The 14,962-nt window shown below is 65.8% G+C and carries 16 protein-coding genes; 13 read left to right on the top strand and 3 right to left on the bottom strand.

Annotated features, from left to right (window positions below; translation table 11 throughout):
• The first annotated feature begins 111 nt into the window (after positions 1-111).
• From ACWIGM_RS11475 to ACWIGM_RS11465, 3 genes are all read left to right on the top strand, one after another.
• On the top strand, positions 112-1,710 hold the full coding sequence (locus tag ACWIGM_RS11475; RefSeq protein ID WP_454026064.1) for an ABC transporter substrate-binding protein: 1,599 nt from the start codon (positions 112-114) through the stop codon (positions 1,708-1,710).
• A 120-nt stretch (positions 1,711-1,830) separates the two neighbouring features.
• On the top strand, positions 1,831-2,772 hold the full coding sequence (locus tag ACWIGM_RS11470) for an ABC transporter permease (protein WP_454026063.1): 942 nt from the start codon (positions 1,831-1,833) through the stop codon (positions 2,770-2,772).
• Between the two features lie 17 nt (positions 2,773-2,789).
• Positions 2,790-3,656, top strand: coding sequence for an ABC transporter permease (locus ACWIGM_RS11465; RefSeq protein WP_454026980.1), 867 nt, complete (start codon positions 2,790-2,792; stop codon positions 3,654-3,656).
• 138 nt (positions 3,657-3,794) lie between these two features.
• On the opposite strand, the gene ACWIGM_RS11460 is transcribed toward ACWIGM_RS11465, so the two are convergent.
• Complete coding sequence (locus tag ACWIGM_RS11460; protein WP_454026062.1) at positions 3,795-4,094, bottom strand: antibiotic biosynthesis monooxygenase; 300 nt, start codon at positions 4,092-4,094, stop codon at positions 3,795-3,797.
• Positions 4,095-4,275: 181 nt separating this feature from the next.
• Here ACWIGM_RS11460 and ACWIGM_RS11455 point away from each other — a divergent pair, with 181 nt between their 5' ends.
• The 6 genes from ACWIGM_RS11455 (at position 4,276) to ACWIGM_RS11430 (ending at position 9,339) form a co-directional block, all read left to right on the top strand.
• On the top strand, positions 4,276-5,208 hold the full coding sequence (locus ACWIGM_RS11455; protein WP_454026061.1) for an N-carbamoyl-D-amino-acid hydrolase: 933 nt from the start codon (positions 4,276-4,278) through the stop codon (positions 5,206-5,208).
• Positions 5,209-5,336: 128 nt separating this feature from the next.
• On the top strand, positions 5,337-5,912 hold the full coding sequence (locus tag ACWIGM_RS11450; protein ID WP_454026060.1) for a hypothetical protein: 576 nt from the start codon (positions 5,337-5,339) through the stop codon (positions 5,910-5,912).
• A 40-nt stretch (positions 5,913-5,952) separates the two neighbouring features.
• On the top strand, positions 5,953-7,116 hold the full coding sequence (locus ACWIGM_RS11445) for an amidohydrolase/deacetylase family metallohydrolase (RefSeq protein WP_454026059.1): 1,164 nt from the start codon (positions 5,953-5,955) through the stop codon (positions 7,114-7,116).
• A 197-nt stretch (positions 7,117-7,313) separates the two neighbouring features.
• Positions 7,314-7,808, top strand: a complete 495-nt coding sequence (locus ACWIGM_RS11440) for a GNAT family N-acetyltransferase (protein ID WP_454026058.1) — start codon at positions 7,314-7,316, stop codon at positions 7,806-7,808.
• On the top strand, positions 7,805-8,263 hold the full coding sequence (locus ACWIGM_RS11435) for a RidA family protein (RefSeq protein ID WP_454026057.1): 459 nt from the start codon (positions 7,805-7,807) through the stop codon (positions 8,261-8,263). Before ACWIGM_RS11440 ends, ACWIGM_RS11435 begins: the two co-directional genes overlap by 4 nt.
• Positions 8,260-9,339 carry an alanine racemase gene (locus ACWIGM_RS11430; RefSeq protein ID WP_454026056.1) on the top strand — a complete coding sequence of 360 codons (1,080 nt, stop codon included), beginning with the start codon at positions 8,260-8,262 and terminating at the stop codon, positions 9,337-9,339. The genes ACWIGM_RS11435 and ACWIGM_RS11430 overlap by 4 nt, the downstream gene beginning before the upstream one ends.
• A 189-nt stretch (positions 9,340-9,528) precedes the next feature.
• On the opposite strand, the gene ACWIGM_RS11425 is transcribed toward ACWIGM_RS11430, so the two are convergent.
• A complete protein-coding gene (locus tag ACWIGM_RS11425; protein ID WP_454026055.1) occupies positions 9,529-10,194 on the bottom strand; it encodes a GntR family transcriptional regulator in 666 nt (221 codons plus the stop codon).
• 86 nt (positions 10,195-10,280) lie between these two features.
• On the opposite strand from ACWIGM_RS11425, the gene ACWIGM_RS11420 reads away from it, so the two are divergent.
• The 4 genes from ACWIGM_RS11420 to ACWIGM_RS11405 all read left to right on the top strand — a co-directional run bounded on the left by ACWIGM_RS11420 (position 10,281) and on the right by ACWIGM_RS11405 (position 14,230).
• Positions 10,281-10,910, top strand: coding sequence for a TRAP transporter small permease (locus ACWIGM_RS11420; RefSeq protein WP_454026054.1), 630 nt, complete (start codon positions 10,281-10,283; stop codon positions 10,908-10,910).
• Positions 10,910-12,178 carry a TRAP transporter large permease gene (locus ACWIGM_RS11415; RefSeq protein ID WP_454026053.1) on the top strand — a complete coding sequence of 423 codons (1,269 nt, stop codon included), beginning with the start codon at positions 10,910-10,912 and terminating at the stop codon, positions 12,176-12,178. Before ACWIGM_RS11420 ends, ACWIGM_RS11415 begins: the two co-directional genes overlap by 1 nt.
• Positions 12,179-12,211: 33 nt before the next feature.
• Positions 12,212-13,201 carry a TRAP transporter substrate-binding protein gene (locus tag ACWIGM_RS11410; protein WP_454026052.1) on the top strand — a complete coding sequence of 330 codons (990 nt, stop codon included), beginning with the start codon at positions 12,212-12,214 and terminating at the stop codon, positions 13,199-13,201.
• Between the two features lie 72 nt (positions 13,202-13,273).
• Positions 13,274-14,230: a dihydrodipicolinate synthase family protein gene (locus ACWIGM_RS11405; protein ID WP_454026051.1), complete on the top strand. Its 957-nt coding sequence runs from the start codon at positions 13,274-13,276 to the stop codon at positions 14,228-14,230.
• A gap of 6 nt (positions 14,231-14,236) precedes the next feature.
• Here ACWIGM_RS11405 and ACWIGM_RS11400 read toward each other — a convergent pair whose 3' ends face one another.
• Positions 14,237-14,962 (bottom strand): DUF1028 domain-containing protein, encoded by a 726-nt coding sequence (locus tag ACWIGM_RS11400; protein ID WP_454026050.1) that lies wholly within the window; start codon positions 14,960-14,962, stop codon positions 14,237-14,239.

The raw sequence follows: 14,962 nt of genomic DNA, 5'->3' as shown, positions 1-14,962 counted from the left end.
CTTTCTGTCGTCAGCGGCCCTTCAAGCGTGTTGTCAGCGGCGGATTTTTCTGCCCACACTCTAGGCAAGGTCGCCCGATCAGAGGTCGCCGTTCCAGGGGAGAGCATTGCGATGGACCGCAGGAATTTTCTGAAGACCGCCGCCGGGACCGGTGTCCTGGCTGCGACCGGCGGCCTCGCCATGCCGGCGCTCTCGCAGGGCGCCGCCGCCAAGACGCTGCGCTTCGTGCCGCAGGCGAACCTCGCCAATTTCGACCCGATCTGGGGGACGCAATACGTCGTCCGCAACGCCGCCGCACTGGTCTGGGACACGCTCTACGGCATCGATTCGAAGTTCCAGCCGCAGCGCCAGATGGTCGAGGGCGAGGAGGTTTCCTCCGATGGCCTGACCTGGACCTTCAAGCTGCGCTCCGGCCTCAAATTCCATGACGGCACGCCGGTCCTCGCCAAGGACGTGGTGCAGAGCCTGAAGCGCTGGCAGGCCCGCGACCCGATGGGCCTGATGATCAAGGCGATCGAGAACGAGCTCGCCGCGGTCGACGATCGCACCTGGACATGGAAGCTGAAGCAGCCCTTCCCGAAGATGCTGCTGGCGCTCGCCAAGAACAATGCGCCGTGCTCCTTCATCATGCCCGAGCGCATCGCCAAGACCGATCCGTTCACGCAGATCACCGAATATGTCGGTTCCGGACCGATGAAGTTCGCCCGCAATGAATGGGTGCCGGGCGCCAAGGCCGTCTTCGAGAAGTTTACCGACTACGTGCCGCGCTCCGAGAAGGCCGACTGGCTGGCCGGCGGCAAGAACATGCTGGTCGACCGGATCGAGTGGGTGATCATCCCCGACGCCGCGACCGCCGCCGCGGCGCTGCAGAGCGGCGAGGTCGACTGGTGGGAGACCCCGCTCTCCGACCTCGTGCCGGTCCTCAAAGGCAATGCCAACATCAATGTCGATATCGGCGACCCACTCGGCAATATCGGCGCCTTCCGCATGAACCACCTGCACCCGCCCTTCAACAATCTGAAGGTGCGCCAGGCGGTGCTGACGGCGATGAACCAGGAAGACTTCATGCGAGCGATCGTCGGTGACGACGACAAGCTCTGGAGGCCGCTGCCCGGCTTCTTCACCCCCGGCACGCCGCTCTACACCGAAGCCGGCGGCGACATGCTGAAGATGAAGAACGTCGCGGCCGCCAAGAAGCTCATCGCCGAGTCCGGCTACAATGGCGAGCCGGTGATCTGCGTCGTGGCGCAGGACATGTCGGCGACCAAGGCGATGGGCGACGTCACGGCTGAATTGCTGAAGAGCATCGGCCTGAAGGTCGATTTCGTCGCCACCGACTGGGGTACGGTCGGCGCAAGGCGCGCCCAGAAGACCCCGCCGAGCCAGGGTGGCTGGAGCATGTTCCACACCTGGCATGCGGGCGCGGACTGCATCAACCCGTCCTCCTACACCGCGATCCGCGCCAATGCCGACAAGGCCTGGTTCGGCTGGCCGGACGTGCCGGCGGTCGAGGCCGAGGTCACCAACTGGTTCAACGCCAAGGATCAGGCCGAGGAGAAGGCGGCGATGGACCGCCTCAACAAGGCCGCCGTCGAGAACGTCGTCTATGCGCCAACCGGCTTCTATCTCGGCTACCAGGCCTGGCGGAAGAACGTCACCGGCGTGACCAGCGGTCCGCTGCCCTTCTTCTGGGGCGTGGCCAAGGCCTGAGACCGAGCAGGCCCGTGTCCCGGCTTTTTGTCGGGGCCGGGCCCAGATCAAGCCCGCCGGGCCTGCCGGGACTTAAGGTCCTGATCGGTCCGGCGCCAGCAGCGGCAACTCAGGGTTTCGATGCTCGCATTCATCATCAGACGTATCATCACGACGATCCCCGTCATGGCTTTCGTGGCGCTGTTCGTCTTCTCGCTTCTCTATATCGCGCCGGGCGATCCGGCGGCCGTGATCGCCGGCGACCAGGCCTCGCCCGCCGACGTCGAGCGCATCCGCCAGAGCCTGGGCCTTGACCGGCCCTATCTGATCCGCTTCGGCGAATGGTTCTTCCGGGTGCTGCAGGGCGATCTCGGCACTTCGATCTTCACCTCGCTGCCGGTGACCCAATTGATCGCCCAGCGCATCGAGCCGACGCTGTCGCTGATGGTGCTGACGCTGATCTTCGCGGTGGTGATCGCCGTGCCGCTCGGCGTCGTCGCGGCCTGGAAGGCCGGCACCTGGGTCGATCGCGCCGTCGTCGGCTTCGCGGTGTTCGGCTTCTCGGTGCCGGTCTTCGTGATCGGCTACCTGCTCGCCTATGTCTTCGCGCTCAAGCTCGACTGGGTGCCGGTGCAGGGCTACACGCCGATCGCGCAGGGTGTCTGGCCCTGGTTCAAGAACCTGATCCTGCCCTCGATCACGCTCGGCACGGTCTATATCGCGCTGATCGCGCGCATCACCCGCGCCACCATGCTCGAGGTCCTGCAGCAGGACTATATCCGCACGGCTCGTTCCAAGGGGCTCGCGCAGAACAACGTCCTCTTCCTGCACGCGCTCAAGAATGCCGCGGTTCCAGTCATCACCATCATCGGCATCGGCGTGGCGCTGCTGATCGGCGGCGCCGTCGTCACCGAGAGCGTTTTCGCCATTCCGGGGCTCGGCCGCCTGACGCTCGATGCGATCCTGCGGCGCGACTATCCCGTGATCCAGGGCGTCGTGCTGATCTTCTCCTTCGTCTACGTGCTGGTGAACCTGGCCGTCGACCTGATCTACACCCTCGTCGACCCGAGGATACGCTATTGACCGCTCCAGCTGCTCCACTGCCCCTGGCGGATGAAATCGGCGCGGAGTTCAAGCCGCCCAGGCGCTCCTATCTGCGCAAGCACCCTTCGGTCGCGATCGGCGGTTTCCTCCTGTTGCTGATGGTCTTCATCGCCGTCTTCGCGCCATTGCTCTTTACGGTCGATCCGACGGCGATTTCGACGGCGCGGCGCACCCGCGTGCCGTCCGAACTGTATTGGTTCGGCACCGACATGCTCGGCCGCGACATCTATTCGCGTGTCGTCTATGGCGCGCGCGTCTCGCTGATCGTCGGCTTCTCGGTCGCGATCCTGGCCTCCGTCGCCGGCCTTGCGGTCGGGCTGTTCTCCGGCTTCATCCGCTGGGCCGACGGCATCGTCATGCGCGTCATCGACGGCATGATGTCGATCCCGCCGATCCTGCTCGCCATCGCTCTGATGGCCCTGACGCGCGGCTCGGTGGGCAACGTCATCGTCGCCATCACCATCGCCGAGATCCCGCGCGTCGCCCGCCTGGTGCGATCAGTCGTGCTCTCCCTGCGCGAGCAGCCCTATGTCGAGGCGGCGATCTCGAACGGCGCCAGCGTGCCGCGCATCATCTGGAAGCACATCCTGCCCAACACGATCGCGCCGATGACGGTGCAGGCGACCTATATCTGCGCCAGCGCCATGATCATCGAGGCGATCCTGTCCTTCATCGGCGCGGGCGTGCCGCCGGCGACGCCGTCCTGGGGCAACATCATGGCCGAGGGCAGGGCGCTCTGGCAGGTCAGGCCGCACATCGTCTTCTTCCCGGCCGTGTTCCTGTCGATCACGGTGCTTGCCGTGAACCTGCTTGGCGACGGTCTGCGCGACTCGCTCGATCCGCGGCTGGCCAAGGGCATCTGAAAGCGGCTTGGCGTCATGTCATGCGTTGTCGTCGGGCCTCGTGAAAGCCCGATCCGAACATCGAACTCGCCCGCATCCGGGCGAGTTCGTTCGCGCGGCGATGCCGTCGCTTTCCGTGATGAGGCCGGCTGCGGGGGCTTAAGCGCGCAGGTCCACGACCACATCTCCGGACACCGCATCGGTGACGCCGAGATTGCCGCCGAGGTCCTCGAGCGTATCGCGGAAGCTGTTGAGCGTCGCGATCATCTGGTCGCGCGCGCCTTTCAGTGCGGCGAGGTCGGCCCATTCGCCGATCAGGCAATAGGTCTGGTCGCCGGTCTTGATGATGTGCCCCCGCGCGAGGCCCGGCCAGTTGGCCTTGCCCTCGCGATGGGCATTGAGAAATTCGTGCTCGCGTCCCGGCTTGATGCGGAAGCGGACGACATTGAACGTGGCCATGGCTTAGATCCGCAGCTCGATGCTGCCTCGGCAGCCGCGGCCGGCGGGTCCGGACCGAGCCCAGAGGAAACGCTCGACGGTATTGTCGCAGCCGTAACCGCGCAATGGCGCACAAGGATACCGCCGTGCGTCTCCGGCGGCAGCCCTCGGTAAAATGACCAAGCACAGCAGGAGCCTTGCCATGCCTCGCATTCTGACCGTCGGCGCAGCCCAGCTCGGGCCGATCCAGCGTGAGGAGAGCCGTGCTTCGGCGGTCGCGCGCATGATCGAGTTGATGCGGCAGGCGAAATCGAATGGCTGCGATCTCGTCGTCTATCCCGAGGCGGCTCTCACCGCCTTCTTTCCGCATTGGTGGATGGACGATGACGCCGAGATCGACGGCTATTTCGAAAGCGCCATGCCCTCGAACGAGACGGCGCCGCTCTTCGCCGAAGCCGAGCGGCTCGGCATCGGTTTCCATCTCGGCTATCCCGAGCTTGCCTTCGAGGACGGCCGCAAGCGCCGCTTCAACACCGCGATATTGGTCGACAAGGCCGGCAAGATCGTCGGCAAATACCGCAAGATCCATCTGCCGGGGCATCCCGAGCATCGGCCGGACGCCGTCTTCCAGAATCTCGAGAAGCGCTATTTCGAGACCGGCAATCTCGGCTGGCCGGTCTGGGAAACCATGGGCGGCCGGCTCGGCATGATGATCTGCAACGACCGGCGCTGGCCCGAGAGCTATCGGGTCATGGGCTTGCAGGGCGTCGAGATGATCGTGCTCGGCTACAACACGCCCAAGCATAACCCGCCGGCGCCGGACCATGACCGGCTCGGCAATTTCCACAACCAGCTCGTCATGCAGGCCGGCGCCTATCAGAACGCGACCTGGGTCGTCGGCGTCGCCAAGGCCGGGCTGGAAGCCGGCGTCGACCAGATCGGCGGCTCCTGCATCATCGCCCCGACCGGTGAGGTGGTGGCGCAGGCGGTGACCGAAGACGACGAACTCGTCGTCGCGCGCTGCGATCTCGACCTCGGCAACAGCTACAGGAACTCGACCTTCAACTTCGCGAGGCATCGCGAACCTCAAGCCTACGGCATGATCGTCGAGCGCAAGGGCGCGGTGATCGCGTGAACGCAGTCGGCGCATGCGCCACATTCCCATGGCGCGGGCGAGAACCGACTCTGATCTGGCCAAGGGCTCGTCGATGCCGCGTGCGCTCGTCGAGCCGACAGACGCGGCGCCTCGACAGGAGTGATGCTGTGTCCCCCGATCCCCTGAACAAGGACTGCTTCTTTCCACCCAAACTGGCCCAGCACGACGCGGCTGCGCGAGGGCTCTCGGGCGGCCCGCAGAACGGCGGCATGTCGCATGTCCAGCGCATCCATCTCAGCGTCGGACAGTACTATTTTCGCTTCTGCGACTCCTCCCGCTTCGCATCGGACCCGATGCGCGCTGCAGCGGGAGGCTGGTGGGCCGAATATGAAGTCTTCCTCAAGGTGAAGCAGGCAGCACGGCGGCAGGGGACGATCCAGCGCTATTCCAACATGGTCGGCTCGTCGCGGCTCGCCTATGCCGCCAAGCTCTACTTCGCGATTCCCTATGAATGGGGCGATTGCGGTTCGCTGGTGATCGCCCGTCTCGACGACCGCCTCGACGCCTTCAAGGGGCGCGGCCTGCCCGCTTACCTGAGTGGCGCAGACGCGCGCGATGGCGGCGCGAAATATATTCCCATGCAGGACCCGTCCATCTCGCAGCTCTATATTCCTGAGCTGCATAACCACTTCGCCAAAGCCTTCTCTATTATCCAGAAGGGCGCGACGGCCAGCTTCGCCTGAACGCGACGCTGCCGCCCGCCCGGTTTCCCAAGGAGCAGTCATGACCCACGATCTCATCCTCAAGGGCGGGCGGGTGATCGACCCGTCGCAGAAGCATGACGGCGTCCTCGATGTCGCCTTCACGGATGGCAAGGTCTCGGGCTTTGGCAAGGATCTGAAGGGGGCCAAGGAGATCCGCGACGTCTCCGGCTATATCGTAACGCCCGGCCTGATCGACCTGCACACCCATGTCTACTGGGGCGGCACCTCGCTCGGCATCGACGCCGACGAGTTCTGCCGCGCCTCGGGCGTCACCACCTCGGTCGACACCGGCTCGGCCGGGCCCGGCAATTGGCCGGGCTTCCGCAAGCATGTGATCGAGAAGAGCCAGGCGCGCATCCTCGCCTATCTCCACGTCTCGCATGCCGGCATCTACGGTTTCGACCACCGCGTCATGGTCGGCGAGAGCGGCGATCTGCGCCTGATGAACCCGATCGACTGCGTCGAGGTCGCCGACAAGAACCGCGACCTGATCGTCGGCATCAAGGTCCGCGTCGGCCTGCATGCTTCGGGCACCTCCGGCACCGTGCCGCTCAACATTGCGCTGCAGGTCGCCAACGAGGTCGGCATGCCGCTGATGTGCCATATCGACCATCCGCCGCCGTCCTATGAGGAAGTCATCGCCATGCTGCGGCCGGGCGACGTGCTGACCCACGCCTTCCGCCCGTTCCCGAATGCGCCGTCGACCGCGCAGGGCACGGTGAAGCCCGAGGTGCTCGCCGCCCGCAAGCGCGGCGTCATCTTCGACATCGGCCACGGCAAGGGCTCGTTCTCGTTCAAGACGACGCGCGCCATGCTCGCCAACGGCTTCGAACCGGACGTGATCTCTTCCGACGTGCACAAGCTCTGCATCGACGGCCCGGCCTATGACCAGGTCACCACCATGTCGAAGTTCCTCTGCATGGGCATGAGCCTGAACAACGTCATCGCCGCCTCGACCGTGAATGCGGCGATGGCGCTGAAGCGGACGGAATACGGCTCGCTCAAGGTCGGCTCGCTCGGCGACGCGACCGTGCTCACCGTCAAGGAAGGCAAGTTCGATTATGTCGACGTCGTCGGCGAGCACCTGGTCGGCGATCGCAAGATCGTCTCCGAGGGCGTCGTGCTGAAGGGCGCCTGGTGGCACCCCAAGCGCAGCAACAAGTTCAGGAAGGTCGAGGCATAGCGGTTTTGTAAACCGCTTATCCAAACGCGAGTCGTCCCGGACAAGCCGCGCAGCGGCGCCGATCCGGGACCCATTCCGGAGCCTTTCCGATTAAGGTTCAGGCATGGGTCCCGGGTCTCCCTGCGGTCGCCCGGGACGACACGTCTAGAGAAGCCGCTGACTTCATGCCTGAAACGATTCCCCCCTCCTGGCGCCCCATGGCTGCCATTGACCTGCCGGCCGTGATGGCTGCGGCGGCGCAGGTCCATCCGGACTACCCGGAGAGCGAGGCGGTCTTCACTGAGCGGCTCGCGCTGCATCCGGCCGGCTGCCTCGCGCTGGCGGGCGGGGAGGGGCTCGGCGGCTATGTGCTGAGTCATCCCTGGCGGCTCGGCCAGGTTCCGGCGCTCGACAGCCTGCTCGGCGCGCTGCCTGATGATGCCGACGCCTACTACATCCATGACCTCGCTTTGCTGCCGACCGCGCGCGGCGGTGGCGCCGCTTCGGCGTGCGTCGATCTGCTGGCGGCGCATGCCCGTGCCTCTGGCTTTGCCCGCATGGCGCTCGTTGCCGTCGGCAGCTCGGCCGGCTTCTGGCGTCGCCAGGGTTTTCGCGAGGCGCATGACGAAGCCCTTGCCCGCAAGCTTGCGAGCTATGACGATGCGGCCCGCTACATGATCCGCGATTTGAAAGACGATGGGAGAACGCAATGAGCGCCGATGACAAGCTTAGGGAATTGGGCCTGACCCTGCCCGATGTCCCGACCCCGGTCGCGACCTATGTCAGCTTCAAGCGCGTCGGCGATTTCATCTACCTCTCCGGTCAGGGCCCGAAGCGCGCCGACGGCACCTATCCGACCGGCAAGGTCGGCGCTGGCGTCTCGATCGAGGAGGCCTATGAGCACGCCAAGCAGACCGGGCTCGGCCTGCTCGCGGCGATGAAGAAGGCCGCCGGCTCGCTCGACAAGATCGAGGTCGTGAAGCTGCTCGGCATGGTCAATGCCGCGCCCGACTTCGCCCAGCACCCCAAGGTCATCAATGGCTGCTCGGACCTGTTCGTCGCCGTGCTCGGCGAGAATGGCCGCCATGCCCGCTCCGCCGTCGGCATGGGCTCGCTGCCCAATAACATGACGGTCGAGATCGAAGTCATCGTGCGGGTGCTGCCGTGACCACCGCCCTCGCTGAAGAGATCGCCCGCGTCTACGGCACGCCGGCCGTCGTCATCGACCTCGATAAGGTCGAGGCGAACATAGCCAGGCTCCAGGCCGCCTGCGACGCCGCCGGCGTCGCCAACCGCCCGCACATCAAGACGCATAAATCGCCCGAGCTGGCGCGGCTCCAGGTCGCTGCCGGCGCACGTGGCATCACCTGCCAGAAGCTCGGCGAGGCCGAGGTCATGGCCGATGGCGGCATCGACGACATCCTGATCAGCTACAACATTCTGGGCGAGGAGAAGCTGGGACGCCTTGGCGCCTTGCAGCGCCGCGTCCGCGTGATCGTCGCCGCCGACAATCCGGTGACGATCGCCGGCCTGCCCAAAGCGGCCGAGATCGCCGGGCGCAATCTCGAGGTCGTGGTCGAGTGCGACACCGGCCGCAAGCGCGCCGGCGTCGAGACCCCGGGCGAGGCGGTCGAGCTCGCCAGGCAGATCGCCGCCTCCAAGGGCCTGACCTTCGCCGGTTTCCTGATGTACCCACCCGAGACCGGCTGGCCGGCGACGCAGAATTTCCTCGACAGCGCCAATGCCGGCCTGCGCGAGGCCGGTCTCGAAGCCGGCATCATCTCGACCGGCGGCTCGCCCAATATCCCCAACATCGGCAAGCTCAAGGGCTCGACCGAGCATCGTTCGGGCACCTCGATCTTCAACGACCGTATGCAGATTGCAGCCGGGGTGGCGGAGCTGGAGGACTGCGCGCTGACGGTCTACGCGACGGTGGTCAGCCGGGCCGGGCCGGAGCGCGGCATCCTCGATTCCGGCTCGAAGACGCTGACCAGCGACAAGGGCAATCTCGAGGGCCATGGCTATATCCTCGAATACCCCTTGGCCAAGATCGCGCAGTTCGCCGAGGAGCACGGCTTCCTCGACCTGTCCGGCAGCAATGAGCGGCCCAATGTCGGCGAGGTCGTGCGCGTGGTGCCGAACCATGTCTGCGTCGTCGTCAACATGGTCGACCGGCTGGTGACCGTGCGCGGCGACAAGCTCATCGGCGAGCTGCCGGTGGCGGCGCGCGGCAAGCTGACCTGACGAGTGATGCGCGGGGAACCCTCTCCTGTAAGGAGAGGGCAGGGTGAGGTGTAGGCCCCTGGACCAGCTCCGCGAGCGCTCACCGCGCGGTCAGGTTCAAGCCAGCATTTTCAGTCCGAACACCTCACCCCTACCCCTCTCCTTCCAGGAGAGGGGGTCCCGCGTCTGTTCCGTCTGGCGCGCAGACCCTTACCCCTTCCCGCGCTCCTTGAGAAACGCGATCAGATCGCGCCGGACCAGCTCGATATGGTCGACGAGCAGTCGCCCGGCCTCCTTCATCGCTCCCGTCCGGCAGAGCCGGATCAACTCGTTGTGCTCGGTCCGCGCCCGCTCGATCGAGGAACTGCGCTGCAATTGCAGCCGCGTATAGCGGTCGCTCGTCTGCAATAGCCCAGCCACGATAGCGAGCGTGCGCGGCTGCGTCGCCCGAGCGTAGAGTGCCATATGAAAATCGGCGTTGAGCAGTCCCCAGCGGCTGATGTCGCGCGCCGTCATCGCCTCCTCGAACGCAGCTTCCATCCCGGCGACAGCCGCGAAATCCTGCTCCGTCAGTGTCGGTACTGAACTCGCCAGCAAGCGCGGCTCCAGGAGCTTGCGCAGCTCGAAGACGTCGTTGATCTCGTCCAGCGACAGGCCCGAGACGATCGCGCCCTTGTGCGGCACGATCCGGACGAAACCCTCCGCCTCGAGCTGGAACAGCGCCTCGCGCACCGGGATGCGGCTGACCTCATAGGCCTGCGCCAGCGCGTCCTGCCGCAACTGCGAGCCGGCTGGATAGCTGCCGTCGAGGATCTCCTGGCGGAGGCGGTCGACGATCGCGGAGGCGAGGGTGCGGTGCTTCAGGGGCGGGGACATCGGTTGCACCGTAGTGGATCGCTGCGCCAAAAACCATTGACACGTAGATTTTATACAATCTACAACGCGGCTAGGGGAAGGCAAGCATGAACAACCAAGCTGTCGCGGCGAGAAGCCGCTCCATGGCCGTGCCGGAGGCGATCGTCGCTGTGTCCGGAGGCCTGCTCCGGGTCGAGCATCGCGCCATCCAGGCGCTGATGTTCCTGCTGTCGGCGCTGATCCTGCTCAACGTCGTCACGCGTTATACTGGCCATCCGATCTACTGGATCGACGAATCCGCGGTTTACAGCGTCGTCTGGCTCACCTTCATCGGCGCTTCCGCCATGACGCGCATGCGCCTCGACTTCGCGGTGACCATGCTGACCGATCGCTTCTCGGAGCGCGGCGCCGCGATCTTCAAGGCGATCGCGACCCTCGGCGTCATCCTGTTCGGCATCGCGCTCGGCGTGATGTGCTGGCTCTGGCTCGATCCGGTCGGCATCGCCCAGGCAGGCTTCGACGCCAGGGAATATGCCGGCCAGTCCTTCAACTTCATCTACACCGAGCGCACCCAGACCCTGAACTGGCCGACCTGGGTGATCTACATGATCATGCCGCTCTTCGCGGTGTCGATGACGCTGCATGCGCTGGCCAATCTGTTCGAGGATCTCGGCCTCGTCGCGAAGCAGGACCTGCCCGGCTTCGCCGCCGCCAATGCCGACGGGGTAGTGAACTGATGGCCATCACGATTGGAGCCTTCTTCGGCATCATGCTGGCCGGCGTGCCGATCGCGCTGTGCCTCTGCCTCGGCGCGCTCGTCTACATGGCGGCGACCAGCAATATGCAGCTTTTGCCGAACTATCCGCTGCAGATGTTCGGCGGTGTCGACAGCTATGGCCTGATCGCCATCCCGCTCTTCGTCCTGATCGGCGAGATCATGAACGGCGGCGGCATCACGCGCCGCATCGTCGATCTGGCGATGGCCTTCGTCGGTTCGCTTCGCGGCGGGCTGGCCTATGTCAACATCCTCGCCAACATGTTCGTCTCGTCGATCCTCGGCTCGGCCACAGCCCAGGTCGCGATCATGGCGCAGGTCATGGTCCCGGAGATGGAGCGCAAGGGCTATGACAAGGACTTCGCCGCGGGTCTGACCGCCTATGGCGGCATGCTTGGCCCGATCATCCCGCCCTCGGTGATGTTCGTCGTCTATGCGGTGCTCGCCCAGGTCTCGGTCAGCGACATGCTGATCACCGGCATCGTGCCGGGAATCCTGCTGACGCTGATGTTCTTTCTCGTCATCGCGGCGATGGGCTTCGTCTACAATTACCCGGCCGGCGAGAAAAAGACCCTGCGCGAGCGCGCCATGATCGTGCTCGGCGCCGCGCCGACCCTGCTGATCCCGATCGTCATCGTCGGCTCGATCCTCGGCGGCCTTGCCAATGCGACGGAAGCGGCAGCTGTCGGCTCGGTGGCGGCGGCCTTGATCGGCCGTTACTGGACCAAGGAATTCAAGTTCGAGCAGCTGCCGCAGATGATGCTGCGCGCCGGTGTCTATTCGGCGATCGTGCTCTTCCTCGTCGCTGCAGCCGCAGTGTTTTCCTGGGTGCTGGTCTACGGCAAGGTCCCGCAGGCCGTCGCCGCCTCGATCCAGGCGATCGCCAAGGATCCGGTGACCTTCATGCTGCTGGTCAACGTCATCCTGCTGATCATCGGCACGGTGATCGACGGCATTCCCGGCCTGATCATGACGGTGCCGATCCTGCTGCCGATCGCGACCGAGGTCTACAATATCGACCCGCGCCATTTCGGCGTCGTCGTGGTGGTCAACCTCGTGCTCGGCCTGCTCTCGCCACCGGTCGGCCTGTGCTTCTTCGTCGCCGCCGCGGTGACGGGGGCCAAGCCGGGCAAGATGTTCCTGGTGACGCTGCCCTTCTTCATCATCTCCTGCGTCCTCCTGGTCCTGCTCTCGATCTACCCATGGCTGTCGCTGGTCCTGGTGAAGTGAGTTCGTTCGTCAATCAATAAGGGGAGTTCCGTCATGACCATCTCGCGCCGCCATCTGATCGCCGCCGCGGCGACCCTGCCGATCGCCAAGCCCGCGCTGCTGCTCGCCCAGAGCAAGGAGCTGCGCCTCGGCATCCTGACCCCGAACGGCCACCCCTGGAACGTTGCAGCTGTGAAGGTCGGCGAGCGCCTGAAGGCCGAGACCAATGGCCGGCTGAACCTGACGGTCTTCCACTCCGGTCAGCTCGGCAATGAGGCGGCGATGCTGCAGCAGATGCAGTCCGGCGCGCTCGACATGGGCTGGATCATGGCCGCCGAGCTCGGTTCGCGCGTGCCGGCAATCGGCGCGATCACCGCGCCCTATATCGTCGACTCCACTGCCAAGATCGCCAAGCTGGTGCGCCACCCGGTGGCGATGGGCCTGTTCGACGTGCTGCCGCGCGAGACCGGCTGCGTCGGCCTGGCCTGGGGCATCACCGGCATGCGCGCTGTTTTTGCCGCGAAGGAGCTGAACTCGATCGGCGACATCAAGGGCATGAAGCTGCGCATCAACCCGACGCCGGTCTATCGCGACTTCTACCAGCTGCTCGGCGCCGCCCCGACCCCGATCCCGACGCCGCAGGTCTTCGACGCCATGACCAACGGCCAGGTCGACGGGCTCGAGGCTGATCTGGAGTTCTCCTGGAACCAGCGCTTCGACAAGGTCTCGAAGACCATCCTGCAGATGAACGCGATCTTCATGCCGGTGATCGCGCTCGCCTCGGGCCGCGTCTGGCAGGGCATGCCCGCCGCTGATCGCGAGCTGATCCAGAAGACGGTTCGCGCCGCACTCGACGAGCAGATCGACGCGCTTGCCGGCAACGAGCCCAAGCTGGTCGAGCAGTTCAAGGCGGCTGGCGCCAACTTCAAGGTCGCCAACCCCAAGGACGCCGAGGCCGTCATCGCCGAGTTCGACAAGATCTGGCTGCCCAAGGCGCCGGTGCTCGCCGGGTTGCGCAAGGCCGGCCAGTCGATCACGGCCTGATTTTCAGGCTATCATCACCGCTGCGGGCGATAAGGCCCGCAGCCGCATTCCTCCTGCGAGCGGACCTCTGCCATGACCAAGAACATCTTCAGCGGTACGATTCCCGCCCTGATGAGCCCCTGCACCGCCGCGGGCGACGTCGATTACGCCGAGCTGGTGCGCACCGGCCGCCATCTGATCGACGCCGGCATGTCGGCGGTCGTCTATTGCGGCTCGATGGGTGATTGGCCGCTGCTCACCGACGAGCAGCGCATGGAGGGCGTCGAGGCCCTGGTGAAGGGCGGCATCCCGCTGATCGTCGGCACCGGCGCGCAGAACCCGAAGCGCGCCGCCGCGCTCGCCGCCCATGCCAAGAAGGCCGGCGCGCAAGGCCTGATGGTCATCCCGCGCGTACTCTCGCGCGGCTCCTCGTTACAGGCGCAGCGCGCCCATTTCGAAGGCATCCTGGAAGCGGCGGTCGACCTGCCGTCGGTGATCTACAACAGCCCCTATTACGGCTACGAGACCAAGGCCGACCTGTTCTTCGCGCTGAATGCGCGCTTCCCGCATCTCGTTGGCTTCAAGGAGTTCGGCGGCGGCGCGGCGCTGACCTATGCGGCCGAGCACATCACCAACCGCGATCCCAAGCTGACCCTGATGGTCGGCGTCGATACGCAGGTCACGCACGGCTTCATCCGCTGCGGTGCGAAGGGCGCGATCACCGGCATCGGCAACGCCCTGCCCAAGGAGGTGCTGCACCTAGTCGCGCTCTCGCAGAAGGCCGCCGCTGGCGACCCGCAGGCCGAGCGCGACGCGCTCGAGCTGGAGCGGGCCCTCTATGTGCTCTCGTCCTTCGACGAAGGCGTCGACCTCGTGCTCTACTACAAGCACCTGATGGTGCTGGAGGGGCACAAGGCCTATGGGCGTCACTTCAACGACGCCGACAGGCTCTCAGACGCCCAGCGCAACTATGTCGAGACCGAGTGGCGCCGCTTCAAGAGCTGGTACGCCAAGTGGGCGGCCGAGGGCCGCGCTACCAAGGCGGCGTGAGGCTGCTCACTCCGGATGCCGCGCATTCCACGCCGCGGCATACTCGCTGCACAGCCTGTCGAGCTCGGCCCGGTCGGTGACGCCGGCCGGCCGCGCCCGCGAGGGCGAGGCCTGCTGGAACGGCACATAGCGCTGATGTGCCACCCGCCAGATCCGGCGCAGCTCGGTGAGCGGGTCGGGGTGGTCGTCGACCCTGATGTCGAAGCTCGGCACTGGATCTCCGGCCCAGATCCGGATCGCGCAGGATTGCCGGCCGCGCTTGTCGCCGCCGGCCTTCTCGCCGGCTTCGAGCGCGACCAGCAGGCGCTCGTCGAAGTCGAGCCCTGAGTTCTCGACATAGGCCTTCAGCGTCTCCTGGACGACCTCCGGCCCGGCCAGCATGTTGCCGGCGACCGAGACCTGCGGCCCGTTCACCGCCCCGCACCAGTCGATGCAGGCATTGCCGGTAAAGGACGCGGTGCGGCCGTCGCGATCGATCAGATGCAGTTGCCGATGCGCCCGGCCTTCATCGGCCGCGGTCAGGCTCGCGATGATCTCGACCGAGGAGCGCCCTTCCTGCAGCAGCTTCAGGCCGTCGACGCCATAGAGCGGGTTGACGAAGGCCTGCGTCGCGATCGCCCCAACCCGGCCGCTGCCATAGGGCACGCGCGAGCCGACGGCGAAGGCGCAGGTCGAAACGGCGACGCCATAGGCGCCGGTCGCGGCATCGCGCGCGACGATGGACCATGTCAT

The organism is Allobosea sp. NPDC055332 (genome assembly GCF_053645455.1).
The sequence above is the reverse complement of the archived record's forward strand: the minus strand, read 5'-3'. Positions and strand labels throughout refer to the sequence as shown.